This is a genomic window from Pseudarthrobacter sp. 902506025, assembly GCF_040702325.1.
Lineage (GTDB): Bacteria > Actinomycetota > Actinomycetes > Actinomycetales > Micrococcaceae > Arthrobacter.
The window spans coordinates 199,264-218,962 of the sequence record NZ_JBFBKW010000001.1 but is presented as its reverse complement, the minus strand read 5'-3'; the positions used below and the strand labels follow the sequence as shown (position 1 = coordinate 218,962).

The 19,699-nt window shown below is 61.5% G+C and carries 18 protein-coding genes; 5 read left to right on the top strand and 13 right to left on the bottom strand.

Features of this window, described 5'->3' with window-relative positions; all coding sequences use genetic code 11:
* Positions 1-119 precede the first annotated feature (119 nt).
* Together AB0280_RS01000 and AB0280_RS00995 are read right to left on the bottom strand one after the other, a co-directional pair.
* Positions 120-893: an SDR family NAD(P)-dependent oxidoreductase gene (locus tag AB0280_RS01000; RefSeq protein WP_366366030.1), complete on the bottom strand. Its 774-nt coding sequence runs from the start codon at positions 891-893 to the stop codon at positions 120-122.
* Between the two features lie 48 nt (positions 894-941).
* A complete protein-coding gene (locus tag AB0280_RS00995; protein ID WP_307489340.1) occupies positions 942-1,964 on the bottom strand; it encodes a Gfo/Idh/MocA family protein in 1,023 nt (340 codons plus the stop codon).
* Positions 1,965-2,636: 672 nt separating this feature from the next.
* Between AB0280_RS00995 and AB0280_RS00990 the strand changes: the two genes are divergently transcribed.
* Together AB0280_RS00990 and AB0280_RS00985 are read left to right on the top strand one after the other, a co-directional pair.
* Positions 2,637-3,446, top strand: coding sequence for an SDR family NAD(P)-dependent oxidoreductase (locus tag AB0280_RS00990; protein ID WP_307489343.1), 810 nt, complete (start codon positions 2,637-2,639; stop codon positions 3,444-3,446).
* Positions 3,447-3,522: 76 nt separating this feature from the next.
* Positions 3,523-4,353: an SDR family NAD(P)-dependent oxidoreductase gene (locus tag AB0280_RS00985; protein ID WP_285320358.1), complete on the top strand. Its 831-nt coding sequence runs from the start codon at positions 3,523-3,525 to the stop codon at positions 4,351-4,353.
* A 226-nt stretch (positions 4,354-4,579) separates the two neighbouring features.
* Here the strand turns inward: AB0280_RS00985 and AB0280_RS00980 are convergent, their stop codons facing one another.
* From AB0280_RS00980 to AB0280_RS00960, 5 genes are all read right to left on the bottom strand, one after another.
* A complete protein-coding gene (locus AB0280_RS00980; RefSeq protein ID WP_307489345.1) occupies positions 4,580-6,994 on the bottom strand; it encodes a glycoside hydrolase family 2 TIM barrel-domain containing protein in 2,415 nt (804 codons plus the stop codon).
* A gap of 48 nt (positions 6,995-7,042) precedes the next feature.
* Entirely contained in the window at positions 7,043-7,777 is a 735-nt protein-coding gene (locus AB0280_RS00975; RefSeq protein ID WP_366366029.1) for a glycoside hydrolase family 3 C-terminal domain-containing protein, read from the bottom strand.
* A gap of 32 nt (positions 7,778-7,809) precedes the next feature.
* On the bottom strand, positions 7,810-9,207 hold the full coding sequence (locus AB0280_RS00970; RefSeq protein WP_366366028.1) for a glycoside hydrolase family 3 protein: 1,398 nt from the start codon (positions 9,205-9,207) through the stop codon (positions 7,810-7,812).
* Positions 9,208-9,310: 103 nt separating this feature from the next.
* Positions 9,311-11,728, bottom strand: coding sequence for a glycoside hydrolase family 3 N-terminal domain-containing protein (locus tag AB0280_RS00965; RefSeq protein ID WP_366366027.1), 2,418 nt, complete (start codon positions 11,726-11,728; stop codon positions 9,311-9,313).
* Between the two features lie 569 nt (positions 11,729-12,297).
* Positions 12,298-12,969, bottom strand: coding sequence for a TetR/AcrR family transcriptional regulator (locus AB0280_RS00960; protein WP_285320362.1), 672 nt, complete (start codon positions 12,967-12,969; stop codon positions 12,298-12,300).
* Between the two features lie 402 nt (positions 12,970-13,371).
* On the opposite strand from AB0280_RS00960, the gene AB0280_RS00955 reads away from it, so the two are divergent.
* Together AB0280_RS00955 and AB0280_RS00950 are read left to right on the top strand one after the other, a co-directional pair.
* Positions 13,372-13,668, top strand: a complete 297-nt coding sequence (locus AB0280_RS00955) for a hypothetical protein (RefSeq protein WP_307489351.1) — start codon at positions 13,372-13,374, stop codon at positions 13,666-13,668.
* A gap of 79 nt (positions 13,669-13,747) precedes the next feature.
* Positions 13,748-14,005 (top strand): hypothetical protein, encoded by a 258-nt coding sequence (locus AB0280_RS00950; RefSeq protein WP_366366026.1) that lies wholly within the window; start codon positions 13,748-13,750, stop codon positions 14,003-14,005.
* Positions 14,006-14,077: 72 nt separating this feature from the next.
* On the opposite strand, the gene AB0280_RS00945 is transcribed toward AB0280_RS00950, so the two are convergent.
* Positions 14,078-14,950, bottom strand: a complete 873-nt coding sequence (locus AB0280_RS00945; protein WP_366366025.1) for an SDR family NAD(P)-dependent oxidoreductase — start codon at positions 14,948-14,950, stop codon at positions 14,078-14,080.
* Positions 14,951-15,057: 107 nt separating this feature from the next.
* Here AB0280_RS00945 and AB0280_RS00940 point away from each other — a divergent pair, with 107 nt between their 5' ends.
* Complete coding sequence (locus tag AB0280_RS00940) at positions 15,058-15,654, top strand: TetR/AcrR family transcriptional regulator (protein ID WP_307489355.1); 597 nt, start codon at positions 15,058-15,060, stop codon at positions 15,652-15,654.
* Between the two features lie 32 nt (positions 15,655-15,686).
* Here the strand turns inward: AB0280_RS00940 and AB0280_RS00935 are convergent, their stop codons facing one another.
* The 5 genes from AB0280_RS00935 to AB0280_RS00915 form a co-directional block, all read right to left on the bottom strand.
* Positions 15,687-16,412, bottom strand: a complete 726-nt coding sequence (locus AB0280_RS00935; RefSeq protein ID WP_307489356.1) for an SMP-30/gluconolactonase/LRE family protein — start codon at positions 16,410-16,412, stop codon at positions 15,687-15,689.
* A 77-nt stretch (positions 16,413-16,489) separates the two neighbouring features.
* The gene (locus tag AB0280_RS00930) at positions 16,490-17,158 is read right to left on the bottom strand and encodes an MBL fold metallo-hydrolase (protein WP_307489358.1); all 669 of its coding nucleotides are present in this window, start codon (positions 17,156-17,158) and stop codon (positions 16,490-16,492) included.
* A 107-nt stretch (positions 17,159-17,265) separates the two neighbouring features.
* On the bottom strand, positions 17,266-18,051 hold the full coding sequence (locus AB0280_RS00925) for an amino acid ABC transporter ATP-binding protein (protein ID WP_307489360.1): 786 nt from the start codon (positions 18,049-18,051) through the stop codon (positions 17,266-17,268).
* The gene (locus AB0280_RS00920) at positions 18,051-18,785 is read right to left on the bottom strand and encodes an amino acid ABC transporter permease (RefSeq protein ID WP_307489362.1); all 735 of its coding nucleotides are present in this window, start codon (positions 18,783-18,785) and stop codon (positions 18,051-18,053) included. Before AB0280_RS00920 ends, AB0280_RS00925 begins: the two co-directional genes overlap by 1 nt.
* Complete coding sequence (locus AB0280_RS00915; RefSeq protein WP_307489364.1) at positions 18,785-19,627, bottom strand: transporter substrate-binding domain-containing protein; 843 nt, start codon at positions 19,625-19,627, stop codon at positions 18,785-18,787. The genes AB0280_RS00920 and AB0280_RS00915 overlap by 1 nt, the downstream gene beginning before the upstream one ends.
* Between the last annotated feature and the right edge of the window lie 72 nt (positions 19,628-19,699).

Here is a 19,699-nt window from a genome sequence, read left to right as displayed (position 1 = left end):
AGTAATGCTCCTCAGCCCCCGGCTGCGCGGTAAGCCACGTTTAGGTGCCGACCAGGCATTCCAGCGGCCCCGGGCCTACCCCGTCCGGGGCCGCTGGTTTCCGCGCACCAGCGCCTCCTCTAAATCGTTCTCCAGGCGCCATCGGTGCGGACGAGGGCTCCATTCACCTCACAGCTTTCGTCGCTGAGCAGGAAGCTGATGCACTCGGCAACCTGCACAGCGGTCGGAGCCATCGACGGAGTCGCCGTCCTTGATGCGCCAAGTCCTTCCAGAAGGCCAGGTGACCGCCACTTTGAATCTCCTGGAAGGGAAGGGCTGGGCACTACTGCGTTGAAGCGCAAGCCCTGGGCGCCAAAAGCCAAGGCCGAGTTCTTGGTCAACCCGAGCACAGCGTATTTCGAGGCGGTGTAGGCAGCCCCCGCCGCGGATTCGATCGATCCTGCCTCGGAAGCGAGGTTTACGACAGACCCCCGGCCACGAGCGAGCATCATCGGCAGAACTGCACGGGTGAGATGCATCGGAGCTGTGACGTTCACATGAAAGACACGTTCCCACAGCTCATCGTCGATGGCGTGAATGGGGGCGAAGTTATCGACAGCACCGGCGATGTTCGCCAGCCCGTCCACCTGCCCGGCACTAGCAACGGCCGCAGAGACGGTTTCAGTGCTGGCAACATCGCCCGGGACGGGCACCAGGTCCAGGCCGGGATTCTGCGCCACCAGGTAGTCGAGACGTTCCTCGTTGATATCCACGGCTATGACGCGTCCCCCCTGGCTGGCTATATGCAGTGCCGTTGCCTGACCGGTCCCCGCTGCAGCGCCAGTGACGATGATGGTCTTGCCTGCAAACTGTCCCTTGCCGCAAGGCTTTGCGCGATCAGCTGGCGTGTCCACGGTGGCCTCCTGCTGTGGGCTAAGGGTGCTTCGGGCAGCCATGGGGGGCTACTTGAGTGCTCTGACAGGGCTGGACGGTCTTACTGGAAGTCCCGCTGCCTCGTAAAGGGCGTCGATTGCCCGCAGCTGGGCAACAGCTTCGCGGGCGCCCGTCTGGACCGCCCCGCCCCGTATTGCATCTCTAAAGGCTTCCAACTGGTAGTCGTATGTGGAACGCCGGTCCGGACGTTCCGTACGCGAGCCGCAAATACCTTCTATACGAATTTTTCCGCCCAATTGCGGGTGGGTGGGGGTGCCGACACGCATACGGCCCTTAGAGCCTTGAACCTCGAGTCGCGAGGCCAGCAGGGTCCTGGACCAGAGCGAGGACATCAACGTCGACGTGACTCCCCCGACATGGGTCAGCTGCGCTTCCAACCGGGCGTCGATGGCTCCCCGCGTTCTTGCAGTGGCCTGTACCTCGCCGGCCTCGCCAAACAAGTCGCGAAGCAGTCTCAACGGGTAGTAGCCGAGGTCGAGCAAACCGCCACCGCCTAAAGCGAAGTTCCACCGTATGTCCCTCCCAGGCGGAATGGGGGCACAGGCGTAGGCATTTGCACCCCAAATTTCCCCCAACTCGCCTGATTCAAGAATCTCGTGCAGTCTTTTCCGCAGCGGGTGGTAGTGCGAGTGGTAAGCCTCCATCAGGACGAAGGAGGAAGTGGCAGCAACTGATGCCACTTCCTCCGCAGCCGTTGCGTTGCTTGTAAACGGCTTCTCGCAGAGCACATGTTTTCCCGCATTTAGGGCTTCTACGATCCACTGAGCGTGCAGAGCGGAGGGAAGTGGGATATATACGGCATCGATGTCCGGATCATCCAACAGTTGCGCATATGACGAATGCACCCTGGCAATGTGGTGTTTGGCCGCGTAACGGACCGCCCGTTCCGGGACCCGCGCCGCTATGGCAGTTACCTGGATCCCGTCGACCCGTGAACTTGGGCGGAGGAGTGCCTCCTTCACGATGGTGGCCGCTCCCAGCACACCGACGCGGATCGGGTCCTGCGATGCATTCCGCGACTCTGTCGTCATGTCCGCTCCTTTGGGGGTTTGAGTAGAGGCAGGTGTTAGCGCTTCAGTAATGCCGGACAATCCGCAACACGGGTCGGCCTCGGTCGTGTGGTCCCTATATGAGTGACCTTCGTTGATGGAGGTTCACCCGCAGAGTGTCCGACCGACCCCGCGGCTATGTCGCGCCGCCTTGGGAACCAGTTCCCCACGCCGGCCCGGTCACGGAGGCGGAGCCATCAAGGGGCGCATTGGCTCCAGGCGCATCCCAGTCGCTCTGAGATCCTCACGCCCAGTTGGTAATTACATTCTGGGAATCGCCGGCAAGTTTTTCCCATGCGGGAAAAACAGTAGACCCGCCTCCCTGGTTTCGTCAATGCCCAGCAGCCCCGGCGGGTGACGTGGGCTCCGCGGCGCCCCGTCGGTTCACTGCGTCGGGGGTTGACTTGCACGGTCAGCACGGCTAAATTTTCCCCAGTCCGGGAAATATCCGCGTTCCTTCCTGGCGCTGCACCCACTGCTTTCAAAAAGGTAGGCGCGATCTCGGCAACTTCCAGCCAAACCGGCAGCGGCCAGGCTGCGGAAGGCTCAGCACAATCGTCCTGGCAGCGTTCTCGAAACCGGGCGCTACGCGACTCAGAAGCGACCACCCGGTCGAAGAGACATGCCCGGGAATCTTCAAAGGGGATTTGATCCATGGAACTAAAGAACAAGGTTTTCGCGGTTACCGGTGGCGGCAACGGCATCGGGCGCGAAGTCGTTCTCGAGCTGCTGCGGCGGGGAGCGCGCGTCGCGGCTGTGGATCTCAATCAGTCCGCTTTGACGGAAACTGCCTCGCGTGCCGGCGCACCCGTCGGCGCACTGTCGTTGCACACCCTGAACATCACGGACCGAGCAGCTGTGCAGACACTCCCGGAAGACATTCTCAAGGAGCACAACCAGATAGATGGCCTGATCAACGTCGCCGGGATCATCCACCGGTTTGTTCCCCTCATGGAACTCTCGATCGAGGAGATTGAGCGGGTCATGTCCGTCAACTTCTGGGGCACCGTGTACATGGTCAAGGCGTTCCTCCCCGCGTTGCTCGAACGCCCGGCTGCGAGTCTTGTTGACGTCTCCAGCATGGGAGGACTTGTTCCCTCCCCGGGCCAAGGCGCCTATGGGGCAAGTAAGGCTGCCGTGAAGTTGTTCACCGAGACGCTCTACGCGGAACTGCGAGATACCAACATCAACGTCACCGTTGTCTTTCCCGGCGGTGTCGGAACGGACATTCTGGGGAACTCAGGAGTCACCCTCGACACCTCAAAACTGACGCTGCCGAATGGGAAACCACCGAAAACTACGTCACCCCAGGATGCCGGACGGCAGATCGTCGACGCAGTGGCGTCCGAATCGTTCCGTGTGCTCATAGGTGCCGACGCCCGCGGTGTTGACCGCCTCGGACGTCTTTCCCCAACCCGGACCATTGACATGGTCGCTGACCGGGTCAAGGCACTGATCGGTTGATAACGGCTCGAACGGGCGGTGGCGGGTCCGCTGAAAGGGTCGGCCGGGTCCATAACTACTTTAAAAGGAGCTTTGGATGAATACAGCAGCAACCACCGGTTTGGACCTTGCTGGCAAGGTCGCCGTCGTTACGGGTGCGACGTTGCGGCAGCTTGGGGTAGGCATTGGTGGAGCCACCGCGCGCATGATGGCCGGGAGGGGGGCAAAGGTGGTTGTCGCGGACCTCGAAGAAGATGCTGCGCAGGCGTTGGCGGAAGAGATTGGCGCCGCAGGAGGCGAAGCGATCGCACAGCGTCTGGACCTTAGTGATCCGGGCAGTATCAAGGCTTTGTTTGAGCGTGCGGTTTCTGCCTACGGTACGGTCGATATCCTGCACAACAATGCCGCCGCCGTTCTGGCGAAAGACACCACCCTTATCGATCTGGAGATCGACGTGTGGGATGCAATGTTCGACATCAATGTCCGGGGTTATGCCCTTGCCTCCCAGCACGCCGTGAAGCTCATGCTGCAGAACGGAGGAGGGGCGATTGTCAACACTTCCTCCGTGTCCGCCCTTGGCGGTGACATCACCCGGGTGGCCTACGGCGCCTGCAAAGCGGCAATCAATGCACTCACCATTTACACCGCAACCCAGTACGGCCGGCAGGGAATCCGATGCAATGCCGTGTGTCCGGGCTTTACACTGAGCGCATCAGCCAAGGGTGGTATTACCGACAACGCACTCGAGATTCTGGGCCGGCATACCCTGACCCCGTATCTGGGCACACCGGAGCACTTGGCCGAGGTTGTCACATTCCTTGCCTCCCCCGCCGCTGCCTACATCACCGGCCAGATCATTTCTGTCGATGGCGGGCTTTTGAGCCACCACCCCCAAACGCACGACCAGCTTGTAGCCGCCGGCGCCTGAGGAGAACCCTGCAGCCAATAGGAAGATATTGATTGTGCAAGGGGCCTGGGATCCGGCTATACCGGATCCCAGGCCCTTTTGTTTGAGGCTTTGGGTCAGAAACCCCTGGTCCTGGCAGGCGGGTGGCGGAGTCCAGGGCATAAGGTCCCGGATCTTCCCGTGCGTCAACGCTAGCGGCGCTGCCTAGTCCTGTTTCCCTGGCCCAGGCAATGCCGCCCGCTGCAGCTTAGATGGCCTTGATAACTGTTTCCACCGTCGCGAATTTTTCAGACTCGATGCTGACCTTGATCTCTCCGGGACCGGTCGGGCGGATGACGGCAAGCGCCTGACCGAGGAAGGTTGTGCAGACCGATGACGCGTAGTCGTCTTCTGATTTTGGATCGGCACTGCCAAGACCCTGGAGGACGCCGTTGCCGCTGACTGTCACTGTCACTGCCGTATTGTTCAGAACATCAATGATGCCGGCATTGTCGGCAATACTGATGGTCACGAAAGCGAGGTCGTTGTCGTCGGCGCGGATTTCGGTCCGGTCCGGGGCTGCTGTTAGCCCGGTAGTGGCCGCAGCGGACCGCAGAACTTCGCGGGCTGTCTCCTGACCGTTGCGGTAGGCGACAGCGACGAGCTCACCGGGCTGATAGTCCACCTCGAAAACTGCCATGAACCGGTTTGTCTCCCCGGCCGGGGCGCGGCCAATGGAGTGACCGTTGAGGAGCAGTTCGATTTCCTCGGCGTCGGAGTACACCTCGATGGTCATCGGGGTGCCTTCGTAGCCTCCCCAGGTCCAGCTGCTGACGCTGTCACTCCAGGTGTAGAGGGAGGCTTTGAGGCTTTCCTTGTCGGTGATGTCGGGGCGGTGGACTGCGATGTACGGGGTGGTCCGCAACCCCCAGACCACTTCACGCCAGTAGGAGAGCGTACGGCGCTGGCCGGTGACGCCGTGGTCGGCGGTCATGGACAGGCGCCAGGGGTAGTTCCCGAAGAAGGCTTCTTCGGCGGGCTTGTCCGCCCCGAGGCCGGCTTCGCCGATGTATTCCCAGGCAGTCCAGCTGAATTCTCCGATGACCTGCGGGTGGCGTTTGACGTAGTCCCATACTTCATCGAGTTTGTTGGGCAGGCCTTCCGTGCCGACCAGCAGCCGCTGAGGGTGCTGTTTCATGTCCAGCTCGTACCTGCCGTAGGCGTAGTTGTAGCCGGGGATGTCCACCTGGGACATCGCTTCTTCAAGCCGCGCTGTGGCGAGGTCGGATGCGACCAGGTCTTTTGTCAGTTCTCCGAAGTCGCGCATGAAGGAGTTGACTCCGCCGGCATCGTCGGCCTGCTGGCCAACCTGGGCTTTGAGGTCGTGGAGGACGGTCATCATGGGGTTGATGGCGTTGGTGACGGGGCGGGTGTCATCGAGGGTCTTGATGAAGTCGACCATGTCCCGACCGTGGATGGCGCCCCAGGTGTTGCCGGTATCGGAGACCTCGTTGCCGATGGAATACATGATGACGCTTGGGTGGTTGTAGTCCCGCTCCAGCATTTCTGTGAGGTCGCGGCGCCACCATTCATTCATGTCTACGCCGTAGCCGAAACCGAGTCCGGAGGAGGTCCAGCCGTCGGTGAACTCGTCGAGGACCAGCATGCCAAGCCTGTCGCAGGCATCGAGCATTGCAGCGCTGATGGGGTTGTGGGCGGAGCGGATGGCGTTGTAGCCCGCCTCTTTGAGGAGTTCAACGCGGCGTTCTTCCGCGCGGGCGATGGTGGCAGCGCCAATCAAGCCATTGTCGTGGTGGATGCAGCCGCCGCGCAATTTCACTGTTTCACCGTTGATTCGCATGCCGTGCCGCACGTCCCACTCCAGCGTTCTGATACCGAAGCTGGTTTCAACGGTTTCGCCAGCGCTGTTGCTGGGTTCCAAACGGGTCCGGCAGGTGTACAGCGACGGGGAGTCGACGCTCCAACGCTCCGGGGCATCTACAGTGAACTGCTGGCGCAGCCGCGAGGACTCAGCCGGGCGTACCGCAAGGGAAGCCGATTCGGCCGCAACGACCGTGCCGGTCTTGTCCACGAGTTCGGTGACGACCTTGACGGTGTGCAGTTCTTTGGAGTCGTTTTGGAGCTCGGTGATGACCCCGACGACCGCTGTTTCTGCGTCGGCGCTGATGGTGCGGATTTTGACGCCGTTCCGTGCCACGTGCAGGGGCGGGCCGACAAGCAGGTGAGTGTCCCGGTAAATTCCCAGGCCGGAGTACCAGCGGGCGTCGAAGTGGTTGCGGCACTCCACCCGGATTTCGTTGTCGCCGTCGTGCAGGTAGGGGTCGATCCGGACCGAGAAGGGGATGTATCCGTACGGACGCTGGCCGACGAAGGCGTCGTTTACGAAAATCATCGCCCCACGGTAGACGCCGTCGAACTGGATCTCGACGCGCCCTTCCCGGTAGCCCTCCGGCGCGTGGAAGGTCTTGACGTATTCGATGACGTCTTCGCCGTAGTATCCGGTGAGGCCCCCCGGCTGGTTGTCGGCGGAGCGGGGCTGGGAAATCAGCCAGTCGTGGGGCAGCGTGACAGGAACCGGCGCCTGTGCCTGGCCCATGATCTCGAGGAAAGGGCTGGTTTGGCGGCGGACACCCCAGCCGTGATTAAAGGATGTTTTCTGCATCGTTGTTTTCCTTGCGTGTCGTTGTTCCGTCGGTCGTTGACGGGTTGGTCAGGGCAGGTGAAGTGCAGCAGTCGAAGCGTTCGGGTCGCCGGAGAAGGCGCCGGCTTCCAGGGTCGCTTCGGCAGCGGCCCAGGAGAAACCCCCGTCTGCCCAGCGCTGCAGGGGGCGCAGGGAACCTTCCAGCGTGACGGTGGCGGTTTGGCCTGGTTCCAGGTGGACCGGCGTGAAACCGATCAGAACCCTTGTGGGGAAATCTTCCGCCGTGGTCGTGGCGTAGAGCTGGACGACATGACGGCCGTCGCGGCTGCCGGTGTTGGTAACGCGGACGGAGGCTGCCAAAGACTCCCCGGATACACCAGTCACGGACAGTTCAGTGGTCTCGAAGCTTGTGTAGGAGAGTCCGTAGCCGAGGGGGAAAGCGGCGGGGTGCCCGTCGCGGTCCAGCAGCCGCTGACCGAACCAGCGGTCATACGTGATGCTGCTGGCATCACGGTCGAAGTACGGCAGGTGCTCCTCTGTGGTGGGGATCGAGTAAGGCAGCCGGCCGCTGGCATCCACTGTGCCGGTCAGTACGTCGGCCAGGGCGTGTCCTCCCTCCACGCCGCTGTACCAGCCGATCAGCAGGGTGGGTACCTGTGAGCGCCAGTCCTCGGTGATGACAGCGCCGGCAGTGACGACTACGACGATGGTGCGCGGATTAGCCTGTGCCGTCGCCTTGATGATGGCCTCGTCGATGGGGCGAAGCCGAAGGCTTGCGCGGTCGCCGCCCTCGGCGGTGCCCATGGCCCCAGCTGCTCCTGACAGGTCTGACGGATCTACACCCTCGGGCAGGGGGGGAACACGGCGAGGATGGCGGGGTCAGACATGCCTTCCGAACCGATGAACTCGCCTTCGTCCTGAGCCGTGTAGCCGACGACAACGACGGCGATATCAGCTTGGGCTGCAGCTGCTGCGGCTGCGTCGGCATCATCGTCCAGAACGGATAGGATGCTGGCTGCCGGGAGCGCAGTTCTGATGCCGTCCAGGGCAGTCACAACCTCGGGCGAGCGGACGTTTGAGGATCCTTGGTCCCCGGTGTTGGGAAGGTTGGTGAGCCGCCCGATCAGGGCCACGGACGCAATCTCGTCTGCCTTCAGGGGCAGCAGGGGTGTTCCGTCGACGGGCTCGTTCTTTAGTAGCACCATCGATGTGGCGGCAACTTTTCGGGCCAAGGCGCGGTGTTCCTCGCTGAGTATGACGTCGAGGCCAGGTTCCTCGGTGTTCCTGGCCGCGTAATGGGCGAGCTGGGTACGGAGGATGCGTCGCGCTGCCCGGTCCACCTGGTCCCAGGTGACGCGGCCGGATTCCAGGTCTGCGGGCAGCCGGTGGGCGCGTTGTTGACGCATGGGCGCCTCGACGTCCAGGCCGGCCTGCAGCGACAGTGCGGCGTCGCGGAGCCCGAAGACGAAGTCGGACAGGGTCACGCCTTCGAAGCCCCACTGGCGCCGGAGGATGTCCTCCATGAGGGTTTCGTTTTGGCCGGCCCATTCGCCGTTCACGGAGTTGTAGGAGGTCATAATGCCGTCGACGCCTTCTTCGACGACCCGGCGGAAGTGCGGAAGGAAGACCTCGTGCAGTGTCGCGTCATCGGCCTTGACATCGACCTTGAAACGGGCGTTCTCCATCGAGTTCAGGGCATAGTGCTTGGCAATGGCCATCGCGTTCGGGTGGATACCCCGGACGAGGGCGGCGCCGAATTCACCCAACAGGTAAGGGTCTTCACCATAGGTTTCCTGGGCCCGGCCCCAGGCTGGGTGGCGGGGAAGGTTGATGCAAACCCCGCCGAAGAAGTTGGCGCCCTGTGCGCGCATTTCCCGGCCGATGGCGGTGCCGATTTCCTCCTCCAGCTCCGGGTCCCAGGTCGCTCCGCGGGCCATGGAAACGGGAAAAGCGGTGGACTCGCCCATCACGACGCCACGGGGGCCATCGCTGAACCGCAGCCCGGGGATTCCGAGCCGGGCGATTTCGCCCATGACAATGGGCCTGCGGTTATATCCCGCGCTCATCTCTGCCATGCCGGACCAGAACTCGGCGTCGCCGTCGAGGAGCCATAGTTTCTCGTCCTGCGTCAGTTGTCCCAGAAGCTGGTCAGCCTCTTCCGACAGGTGGCCGCCGTTGCGGACGCGTGCGGCGGCCTCATTGAATGTTTCCGTTTGGGTTGCTGGTGTTGGCATGTTTAGTCCTTGGGTTTCTTATCTGCCCCCGGTCTTGTGGTGGCGGGCGGACGAGTGCGGGACACTCGGGCGTCCTGCCCGGCGTGTCCCGCACAGTGTGGTGTCAGGAGACGGTGGTTGTGGCGTAGAAGCCGCGGTTTTTTCCATCAATGACGGCGGAGTTCTCGATGTCGAACGATCCCGTCAAGCGGATATCAGCTGAGGAAGCCCCGACGTTGACGGTCATCTGGCCGGCTTCAACAACCCACCGCATGTCGACGTCAAGGAAGGCGAACTGGTCAGCCCGCATCGAAAAGTGAACGGTTTTTGTTTCCCCGGCTTTGACCAACACCCGGTTGAAGCCTGCCAGTTCCTGCACCGGACGGACCATGCTGGACAGCTCGTCACGGATGTACACCTGGACGACCTCTTCGCCGTCCTGCTGCCCGGTGTTGGTGATATCGCAGGACAGCTGCACCGCGCCGTCGGCTGTAACCGTCGGGGTCAGGTTGAGGTTGGAGTACTCAAAGGTGGTGTAGCTCTTTCCCTCCCCGAAGTGGAACAGGGGGACCTTGGAACCGTCCACGTACCGGTTCATGATCATGGTCCCGGCGCTGCTGAAGCTGTTGCTGCGGCGGTGGGCTGCGTAAAGGGGGATCTGGCCGGCGTCCCTGACCGCCGTCATCGGCAGACGTCCCGCAGGGTTGTAGTCGCCGAAAAGTACGTCAGCCAGTGCCTGGCCTCCGGTTTCACCCGGGAACCAGTTTTCGATGATGGCCGGGAAGTGTTCGGCGACGTAGACGCTGGAGAGCGGCTTGGCGTCCATGTGCACCATGACAGCGGGTGTGCCGGTCTCGAAGATGCGCTGGGCAAGTTCTTCCTGGATCCCGGGAAGGCCGACGTTGGCCGTGTCGATGCCTTCCCCGGAGGTGCAGGAACTGCCCCAGCCGTACTTACCGCCGAGGGTCAGAATGACAACGTCCGCGTCCTGGGCGGCGGCAACAGCAGCATCGAAACCCGTGCGATTGGTGCCGGCAATGTCGCAGCCCTTTTCGTACACCACTTCGGCTTCGGGGCACTTGTCCTGGATAGAAGCGACAATAGTTGGTGTTTTGTGCCCCAGCGCACCTTGAAGCGCCTGCTCCACCGCTGCGGGCTCCGAGCGGACGTCGCTGCCCTCAAAGAGCGGCGCCAGCGGGGGCTGTTCATATGAGGCAGTCAATTCAGGAAGGTCGAGCATTCCCGCCATTTCCGACATGGTCCCGCTCATTGCCAGATCGATTGAAGCCGGGTAGGTGTAGCAGCCGAAGAACAGGCGCAAAGAGTTGGCGTGAGGGCCGATAACGGCGATCTTCTTCGTAGCCTTGTTCAGCGGAAGAAGCCCTTCATTTTTCAGCAGAACGATCGATTCGCGCGCCGCCTTCAGGCTGTGTGCCTTGGTGGATTCCGGCTCGTAGGCGGCTGCGATCATTTCTTTGCGTGCTGCGTTGTCTTCAAGGAGGCCGAGGTTAGCTTTAAGGGTCAGCATGCGGCGTACCGCGCGGTCGATGAAACGCTCTTCGAGCTCGCCGCGCCTGACTGCCTCGACCAAGCCGTCAGTGAAGCCGTAGGGCGTGGGCAATTCAACATCGAGCCCGGCTTTGAGTGCCTTAATGCCACCGTCGGTGGGGTCTGCTCCGACGTTCAGGTCGACGGCGAGGTTGATGGACATGTAGTCGGAAACGACCAGGCCTTCGAAGCCCATTTCTTCGCGCAGCAGATCATCGAGGATGTGCTTTGAGGCAATGATGAGTTCGCCATCGATGGTGCCGTAGGAATTCATAATGCCAGCGAGGTTGGCCTCGGTGATGGCAGCCTGAAACGGCTTGGCGTAGACCTCGCGGAGCTCGCGCGGGGAAATCGGGTTGGATGTCATGTTCAGACCGCCCTCCCCGAGGCCGAAGCCGAGGAAGTGCTTTCCGGTGGCGGCCACGCCGTCGGCAAGGTTCTGCCCCTGCAGGCCCTTCACGAAGGCAACGCTCATGGCAGCGCACAACGTGGGGTCCTCGCCGTAGGTCTCGCCCACGCGGCCCCAGCGGGGATCCCGGGCGACGTCCATGATGGGGGACAGCGCCTGGCGCACCCCAACGGAGAGCATCTGCTCACGGACGATGTCGGTCATGCCTTCGACCGTGTCCGGTTGCCACGTGGCCCCCAGCCCGATCGCCGAGGGAAATACTGTCCCTCCAAGTCCCGTCCAGCCTGAGACAGCCTCGCCATGGAGCAACGGCGGCACTGACAGGTCGGTTTTGGCCACCACGGCGTCCTGGACCTGGTCGTAGTGGTCGGCGTCGGCCTCGATGGATACCCCGGTGCTGATGCTTCCCGAAGCGCCCAGACCGTGGGGGAACTTAGCCAGACCTGCGTCGAGGTGGCCTGTGATGGGGATGGTGCACTGGAGCTGGGCGACCTTCTGCTCCAGGGTCATGCGCGAGATGAGGTCTTCGACCTGGTCTGCGACGGGAACCGCCACATCAGGGGTTGACAGTACTTGGTTTTTCACTGGGTCTCCTATTCCGCCAGCCCGCGACACCGCGGGCGTGGCAAGAGGGGGGTCATTCCCTCAACGCTTTACTGGTGTGCCCGACGACGCCGGAACAAAGCGGGTCTGCAGGCTGTCCTCGCCACGGTTGTCCTTCACCGTTGAAGCAAGCCGCTGGTGTTCCCACCGCGGCGCCCGTTTTTTCCCGGGGTGGGAAAAACCCTAGATGGCCCAGCAGTGTGAGTCAAGTCGCACGCCAAAGCGGGCGTGCGACATTGAGTGGCGGGAGCTTGTCCTGGCAGTTAGGCCGGGCAGCGAGAAACAGCGGTTTGGGTCAGAGCATGGGCCGACCTGTCCAGTGATGCTCGATGGGGTGACCGGAGGGAGCGTGGGCAGGAAACGGACTTGACCTTGGAGAACCCCGCAGCGCTGGCGCAGTCAGGAGAAGGCGGAGGTCGACAAAAGTCACGCGTGGACCAGCAGTCAACCGGCATGCAGCTGTGGCAGTCCCTCCCGGCCTGTCACCCGAGGGAGGCGCCTAAGTGGTGCGCCGTTGACCCTCATGGTGCAAATCGTGACGAAGCCCCGCCTCACGGCCGTTCGAGCAGGCGCTCCACGCCAAGAGTCACAATGTCGAGATTAAAGGCAAACTGCTCTTCGGTGCCGAGTTCCGTTGACCGGCCTCCAACCAGCTTGCGGAGAAGTGTGAACTCCTCTTGCGGGGCCTTCTCAAGCAGGTGTTCAAGGACGGGTTCCTGAGGGTGTCGGCCAGCGGTTTTTGGAATGGAGCGGTCCGTGGCGGACGTGAAGGCAAGGCCCGCCAGCATTGCGATCACCCGTCCGGCTTCAGCTTCGGCCAGACCCGCGGCAACGAGCGCCTCCGCAGCCGCCTCGGCCGGTCGGATAGCCTCAAGATCGGCCTCGGTTTCGTAGCCGACATAACTTGCCCATGCGCCGGCAGCCATGACGGCATCCCTGGTGATATGGGCAAATGCGCGTATGGCCTTCCTCCAGTCCTTCTCGGGAGTGAAATCGTGGGCCGCAACTGCCTCACGGAATGCATCGGCAGCAACCATCCGCAGCAGCGAGTCGCGGTTGTCAACGTGGTAATGCAGAGTCTTCCGGTCCACGCCAATCTCCTCAGCGAGGGCCTGCATTGTCAAAGTTGCTGGGTCAAGTACCTTGGCGGCCTCGATGATTCGTTCGCGATCAACCCGCCGCGGCCGGCCCCGGCGTGGCTTCACGCTCTCCACGCTTGTCATAGCCACTCCTTTTCGCGTCCGACCGCACTCGCCTTAGTCCACTTCTGCTCGCGAAGGGCCGGCCTGGAGCAGTGACTTGACCTTACGGGTATCCCCGCATATCTTTTTTACCACGCCGGGAAAAAATCCCGAAAAGAGAGGTCTCACAGACTCTACCTGAGTCCCTGAGGCCTTACCAGCCTGCAAGTTCTCGAAATGTGAGACCAATTGTTGAGGCACGGCGAATGCCAAGCGTGGCCTCCGCACCGCTGGCCCAAGCCGGGAAGCCGCCACACTCTGAAGCCCGTAGCCCCGAGCTCCCCTGCCCTTGGAATAACAAGTTCCCACGCAAGGACGCCGTGGCCGTCCTGCTATCAACGCGGTGCCCCTGCATTTGCCCAACCGCTAAAAGGAAAAGTTGACATGGAAGTACCTAGCAATGGAATTGGCCGCCTGCGGCTGACCATAGACAGCCGCAGGCAGCTGGAGGAGGCGCTGGACTCCGCCGTCGCCGAACTCATGTCCAGGCAAAACTCGAACGCCCGGGACGGGATCCTGGTGACCCGCCACGACCACAGGACGTTCACCGTCCAATTCTCCAGTGACGTCCAGCGCGGGATCGTGCTGGAACAGGACTTGCGCCTTCGGGCAGCCCCGGAAGGCGGCCCTCGTAGGCGCGAAGACGCTAACCTCGCCACGGCGCTATCGGCCCTGTGTTGAAACGTGCAGCTCGGGGCACGCATGCTCCACCCGCCGCACTCTCCTGCCACCTACCCCCCGGTTTCGTAAAGGCCTTCATATGAGCATTCACGCCGCAGGCTTTTCTGATCGGAAGGTGCCGTCCGCAGTCGACGATTGGACGGCGGCCGCAGGACGGCACGTCGCAATATATCGAAACGGTGTGCAGGTTGACCGTGGCCAGGTCGAGGCGATAACTGCCGACGGAAAGATCCTGTGGCTCATGCAGGACGGTGCTCAGTACAGGCGCATCATTGAGAAGGTTCCGGGAATTGAGTTGTGCTTTCTAGAGGAAGCGGGCGCCTGCCCTGCTCCCTGAACCGTGAGGTCAGCAAGGAGGATGGTGACCTCCTGCCGACCTCGCGCCCCCTATGAAGTGGGCCTGGGGGCCTTACCCCATCCACTGCCCGCCCGCTACATCGATTGTCTGGCCGCACATATAGTCAGCGGCCTCTGTGCTGAGGTAGGCGACCATGTTCGCAACCTCTTCCGGGATGGATACCCGCCCGAGCTGGATATAGCGGTCAACGGCTTCCAGCATCGAACCTTTCGCGGCCAGAGCCTGCTCGTCGGAGGCATTGGCCAGGATGTCCCTCAGGAGGGGGTTGATCATGAGCCCGGGAGCTACCCCCAGGACATTGATCTCCCGTGAGGCGAACTCATGGGCAAGATTGCGTGTGAAGCCAATAACACCTGACTTTGCTGCGTTGTAGACGGTAAGTCCGCGGTGCTGTATCCGTCCACCAACAGACGCGATGTTAATGATGCGGCCGTGGCCCTGGGGCAGGAAGTGCTCGACCGCGGCATGTGCGCCGTAAATCAGCATCGTCAGGCTCCCGTGGACGGTGTAGTCGATGTCCGCCTTGGTGTGGTTTTCGAACCTGTCGGAGACCACCTGAACGGGGTTATTGATCATGATGTCCAGGCCCCCGAGAGCCTGCTTGCTTTCTGAGACCACAGAATGCACCTGATCCCAATCGGACAGGTCTGCCTGGAACGGGATGGCTCGCGTGCCCCATCGGCGTTCGATGGTCTCTGCGTTAGCGACGGCGCCGTCCTTATTCAAATCAATGACAGCGACATCGGCCCCCAGGCCGGCAAGCCGGTTGGCGATGGCCTGGCCCAGACCGCCTCCCCCTGCTCCGGTGACTACTGCCTTTTTTCCCGTGAGATCCATCAGGTCGGTGACCCGCTTTTCGACAATGTGCGTCGGCAGTCGGTCGAAGCCCATCGTCTCGGCGAAATCAACGTTATGTGTGCTCATCATGCTCCTCGTTGTTATGGAGGGCGCCGGGCTCCCGGACGACGGGGCTCCATTGCCTAAAGGCAACATACTGTTGCCTTTTCGAAAGGTCAATAGAATGCTGTTCCATGGCCGATTCAATGCGCAGAACACTGGGAGTCCAGAAAGGTGCGCGCAGTTCGCAGGTAGTTAAAGCCGTTCTAAGTGCCACCACCGCGGAACTGTCACGGGGAGGTTATGCCGGCCTCACGATTGAGGCCGTAGCCAAGGCTGCAGGCGTAAACCGCACGACGGTATACCGGCGATGGCCGACGCGGGCGGCCTTGCTGGCTGCCGTCCTGGAGCCACTCCTGGCCCGCTATGACGTTGTTCCTGACACCGGCTCGAGCTGTCATGATTTGTCCGTGCTGTTACAAACTGTGCGCGACAATGCAGAGCTGCCCGAGGGTCAGGCCTTCACGGAGGCGTCAAGGTCCACGTCCGCCGAGCTGCAGGATTTGATGTCAGCGGCGCTGCACAGAGCCCTCGCCCCCTTCCACGCCGTGCTCACTCGCGCAGTCGAGCGGGCCGAGATCGAACCGGAGCAGCGTGACCTCATAGCCCAGCTCGCTTTCTTTGGCGCCGTTATGTGGACGCAAACGCATCCCAAGCCTTTAACGGACGCGGAGTGCGACGACATGGCTCAGCTGCTCTTGCCTGCCGCAGCCGATGCCGGAACAAGATGAGATCCTGGTGCCCTTACGCTCCATCGGGCCTTCTATCCACCGTTGGATTGCCGCACTCCATCGGCGAGGGCCGTGAAGCCGTATATGAATCCTCCATCCTTGCCACTGACGGTCATATAACCTTCCGTGGTACCTGGCCTGATGGCGATGTTGGTTGCTGATGAAACGCCGTCCTTCCCAGGTGCGGCGATGGTGGCAGTCGGTTCGCCATCGGGCCGATAGACGAGGACAGTCGCCCGGTTGTGCAGCCCGACGTACGTGTTCCCTGCTGCGTCGACGGCCAAGGAATCCACTTGGCCGACGCCTGCGCTTACATGTACGGCAGGATGAGCTGTCTGCACCTTTCGGCCGTCAGCGCTGAGGCTCAGGTAGTCAATCTGATTGCCGGTATTGTGGCTCACCCATAGCCCGTCATAAGCGGTGGTGAAGGCAATACCGTTCGGCGCCGGCAAGTCTCCGGCAAGAACGATCCCTTCGGCGGTGTCCCTGTCGATCCTGACCAGGCGGCCGGTAGGTTTCCAGTAAGGATCCTGTGACCCGGCGGCATCCGTGACGTAGAGGTTTCCCTCGTGGTCAAAGGCGATATCGTCGGGGTTCATGGCAACGCCGTCCAATGTTCCCTGGAAGAACGTGCGGTGGTCCTTCCCCTCAGCGGTGATGCTTTGAACGGTACCGCCAACAAAGTCCGTGAGGTATAAACGTCCGTCGTGCGGGCTGAACTGTGCCGAAGTGAAAGCGCTGGCATCGTCCGTGTACACGGTCTCCACCCATCCGGTAACGTGAGGGCCAGGGGTGTGGATTGGGAAGTGTCAGCAGCAGCATGTTTTCCTTACTGCTACGAGCGGGAGAGGTAGTTATCCGCGATGGTTTTCAACGAGCCGGGACCCAGACCGGGTCCGTGTCCTGGGAAGACCGCACTTACTTCGAGGCGTGATAAAAGGTTCATGGTGCGCCGGTAATCGGCTTGGTCAGCTCCGTGGATTGTGTCAAGGAGTTGGCCCTGGTAAATGGTGTCTCCGGTGAAGAGCCATCGGCGCTGGTGATCGTACAGACAAATGCTTCCGGGGGAATGTCCTGGGGTTGCGAGGACCTCCATGGGGGTTCCCAAAGTAGTGATCTCATCTCCGTCTTTGAGTCGTCGTGTTGGGGTGGCCGGCGCCAGCCCGTATTGGGTTGGGTCATATCCAGGGTTCGGGACGCGGCGGAGCATTGAGGGCTCTTCGTTCGGTGGAACGTCTATACCGAGGATGCCGTACAAGGTGTGGGTGTCCAGCGAGACAGGTCCCGGTGTTATGAGGATGTGGGCTTCCTCATCGTGGACTGCGATGTCTTTAAACTCATGTGCTCCTCCGACGTGGTCCAGGTGGGTGTGGGTGATGATCAGGAGTGGATCCCGTTCGAACATTCGGGGAATCTCGCGGTGCAAGGGGACGATGCCGAGGCCCGCGTCGATGACCACGTCCCGGTCCTGGCCCTGAAGCCACCAGATGTTCGATCGGAGCATCGGATGGACATGAGATTCGGTAATCTTTGTCAGTCCTGGCAGGACTTGTTCAATGGCATACCACTGCAGGGATGTGCGGGGTGCGGCTTGTTGGGGGGAGGCCGCGCTCAATGTATGTGCCTCAGGAAGTTGCGGGTGCGTTCCTGCTGGGGGTTGGTGAAGAACTCCTCCGGCGGTGCCTGTTCAACGAGCACGCCCTGGTCGAAAAGGGCGACGTCCGTCCCGACTCGCCGAGCGAAACCCATTTCGTGGGTGACCACGACCATCGTCATGCCATCTGCCGCAAGTTGTTCCATGACGGCCAGCACGTCGTTGACCAGCTCGGGGTCCAACGCGGAGGTCGGTTCATCGAAGAGCATCACGGAGGGGTTCAGGACCAGTGCCCGGGCGATGGCGACCCGTTGTTGCTGGCCGCCGGAAAGCTCGCTGGGAAAGTGGTGAAGGTGGGAACCGAGCCCGACGCGGTCGAGCATTTCAGCTGCCCGGGCTTTGGCCTCGGCAGCGCCGGCTTTCCTGGTCAGGCGTTGGGCCAAGGTGACGTTTTGCAGGACGGTGAGGTGGGAGAAGAGGTTGAAGCGCTGAAAGACCATGCCAATCTCGGAACGCTGGCGGGCCAGGGCACGTTCGCGTACGGGCCGGTTGTTGGCGTCGACGCCGATCCTTTGGCCCTTGAAAATAACCTCTCCGGCGTCGAGGGGTTCCAGCAGGGCCATCAGACGCAGCATCGTTGATTTCCCTGATCCGGACCGGCCAAGGACTACTTTGACTTCACCCGAGCCCACGGTGAAATCGACACCTTTTAGGACTTCTTGATTCCCGTACGTTTTGCGGAGGTTCCTCACTTCGAGCACGGTCTTTACGGTTTGACGAGGAGTTGTGGTGATCTCGGACATCAGAGTCCCTTCAGGGTTGCGGGGACGCGATCGACGCGGGGCCGGGTTTTGGCGGGTAGGGAAACCCACCGGTATCGCTTTTCGACCTGGTGCTGGAGCACCATGACGGCGCTAACAATGACCAGGTAATAGACGAGCGCGGCCGTATAAAATTCGGCATATCGGAAGGTGGTCGCTACCTGGACCTGGGCTGTTGTCATCAGCTCTTGCAGTGAGATCACAGAGGCCAGCGACGTGTATTTGATCATTCCGATGAACTCGTTGCCCGTGGGAGGCAGGGCGACCTTGATGGCTTGTGGCAGTTCGACCCGAAGGAAGGTTTGCGCGGGGGTCAGCCCCAAGGCCCGGGCGGCGAGTTTCTGTCCGCTGTCTACGCTCAGCAGGGCTGAACGGAGAATTTCTGCCATGAAAGCGCCTTCGACGACTGAGAGACCAACAAACCCGGCAAGGAAGGGTGAGTACCAGTTGTCCCGGAGCGCGGGAATTATCTGCGGTGCTGCGTTCCAGACAATGAGGAGCAGCAGCAGTGTTGGCACGGAACGGAAGAACCATACATAAGCCCAGGCCAAGCTACGAAGAGTCTTGCTCTTCGATATGCCTGCCAGGGCAACAAAGAGGCCTATCAGCGTAGCGGCCACTTGGGAAACGGCAGCCAATTCAAGGGAAAGCACCGCCCCCGATAGGAATTCTTTGGAAGTCAGGGCCTGCAGGAAGATGCTCTGATCAAAATCCATTACTTCGCCGAATCAGTCAGCCGGCTGGCGTCCAACGCGTAGTTCTTGGCGATCTCGGCCAGTTTTCCCTCGGTGGCGAGTTTCTTCAGTCCGTCACGGACCTCCGCGGTCAGGGGTGAACCTTTCTTGACGTAAACGCCGAATACAGCGTCGGCCTCGAAGATTCCAGGGACCGGCTGCAAGTTCCCGCCTGTCTTCTCAACGATCTCACCAACAGAGACGTCGGTATCGATCAAGGCGTCAGCCTTGCCGTTCGTCACCGCCGCAGAGGTCTGGGTGTTCTGCGGGTATGACTGCTGGATCAAATCAAGAAGGCCTTTGCTCTTCAGCGCCGTTGACAGTTCCTTCAAATTGGACTCATACGCGCCTCCGGCAAGTACAGCTACTGTCTTTCCCGCCAAGTCCTCAGCGCTCTTGATGTTCGAGTCCTTTGGGGCGATGATCACCGATCCGGTTTTCAGGTACGGCACGGCGTCGGCGACCTGCTGGCGGGCTTCATTGACATATAGGCCGGACCACACCACATCGCAGCGCCCAGCCTGAAGCGCCGGCATCAGCCCGTCGAAAGCCACGTCAGAGAAGCGGGCCTTCACACCCCACGAGTCCGCTAGTGCAACCGCCGCGTCGGCATCAAAACCGATGGGCTGGGTCCCCGTGTTGCCGTCCTTATAGAACTCCATGGGCTTGTACTGCGGCGTCATACATACACTGAGCTCACCGGATTTCAGCAAACCATTGGGGCCACCGGCACTTTCCGATGAGGAAGCGCCGGCTCCCCCTGAACATGCGGTCAGCGCCACCACTGCGGCAGCAGCTACGGAACCAAAGACAAATTTCTTCATGACAATCCTTCTCGTCGACCAGCCCACGGGTGTGGCGCTCCTCACATGCTAAGACGCAAAAAATTTCGGAAT

Coding starts and splice junctions, on each gene's coding strand:
- AB0280_RS00950 (WP_366366026.1), top strand. CDS start 13,748: ATGAGCATTCACGCCGCAGGCTTTTCTGATCGGAAGGTGCCGTCCGCA.
- AB0280_RS00970 (WP_366366028.1), bottom strand. CDS start 9,207: ATGCCAACACCAGCAACCCAAACGGAAACATTCAATGAGGCCGCCGCA.
- AB0280_RS00960 (WP_285320362.1), bottom strand. CDS start 12,969: ATGACAAGCGTGGAGAGCGTGAAGCCACGCCGGGGCCGGCCGCGGCGG.
- AB0280_RS00930 (WP_307489358.1), bottom strand. CDS start 17,158: ATGCTCCGATCGAACATCTGGTGGCTTCAGGGCCAGGACCGGGACGTG.
- AB0280_RS00990 (WP_307489343.1), top strand. CDS start 2,637: ATGGAACTAAAGAACAAGGTTTTCGCGGTTACCGGTGGCGGCAACGGC.
- AB0280_RS00985 (WP_285320358.1), top strand. CDS start 3,523: ATGAATACAGCAGCAACCACCGGTTTGGACCTTGCTGGCAAGGTCGCC.
- AB0280_RS00955 (WP_307489351.1), top strand. CDS start 13,372: ATGGAAGTACCTAGCAATGGAATTGGCCGCCTGCGGCTGACCATAGAC.
- AB0280_RS00920 (WP_307489362.1), bottom strand. CDS start 18,785: ATGGATTTTGATCAGAGCATCTTCCTGCAGGCCCTGACTTCCAAAGAA.
- AB0280_RS00915 (WP_307489364.1), bottom strand. CDS start 19,627: ATGAAGAAATTTGTCTTTGGTTCCGTAGCTGCTGCCGCAGTGGTGGCG.
- AB0280_RS00925 (WP_307489360.1), bottom strand. CDS start 18,051: ATGTCCGAGATCACCACAACTCCTCGTCAAACCGTAAAGACCGTGCTC.
- AB0280_RS00945 (WP_366366025.1), bottom strand. CDS start 14,950: ATGAGCACACATAACGTTGATTTCGCCGAGACGATGGGCTTCGACCGA.
- AB0280_RS00995 (WP_307489340.1), bottom strand. CDS start 1,964: ATGACGACAGAGTCGCGGAATGCATCGCAGGACCCGATCCGCGTCGGT.
- AB0280_RS00980 (WP_307489345.1), bottom strand. CDS start 6,994: ATGCAGAAAACATCCTTTAATCACGGCTGGGGTGTCCGCCGCCAAACC.
- AB0280_RS00940 (WP_307489355.1), top strand. CDS start 15,058: ATGGCCGATTCAATGCGCAGAACACTGGGAGTCCAGAAAGGTGCGCGC.
- AB0280_RS00975 (WP_366366029.1), bottom strand. CDS start 7,777: ATGGGCACCGCCGAGGGCGGCGACCGCGCAAGCCTTCGGCTTCGCCCC.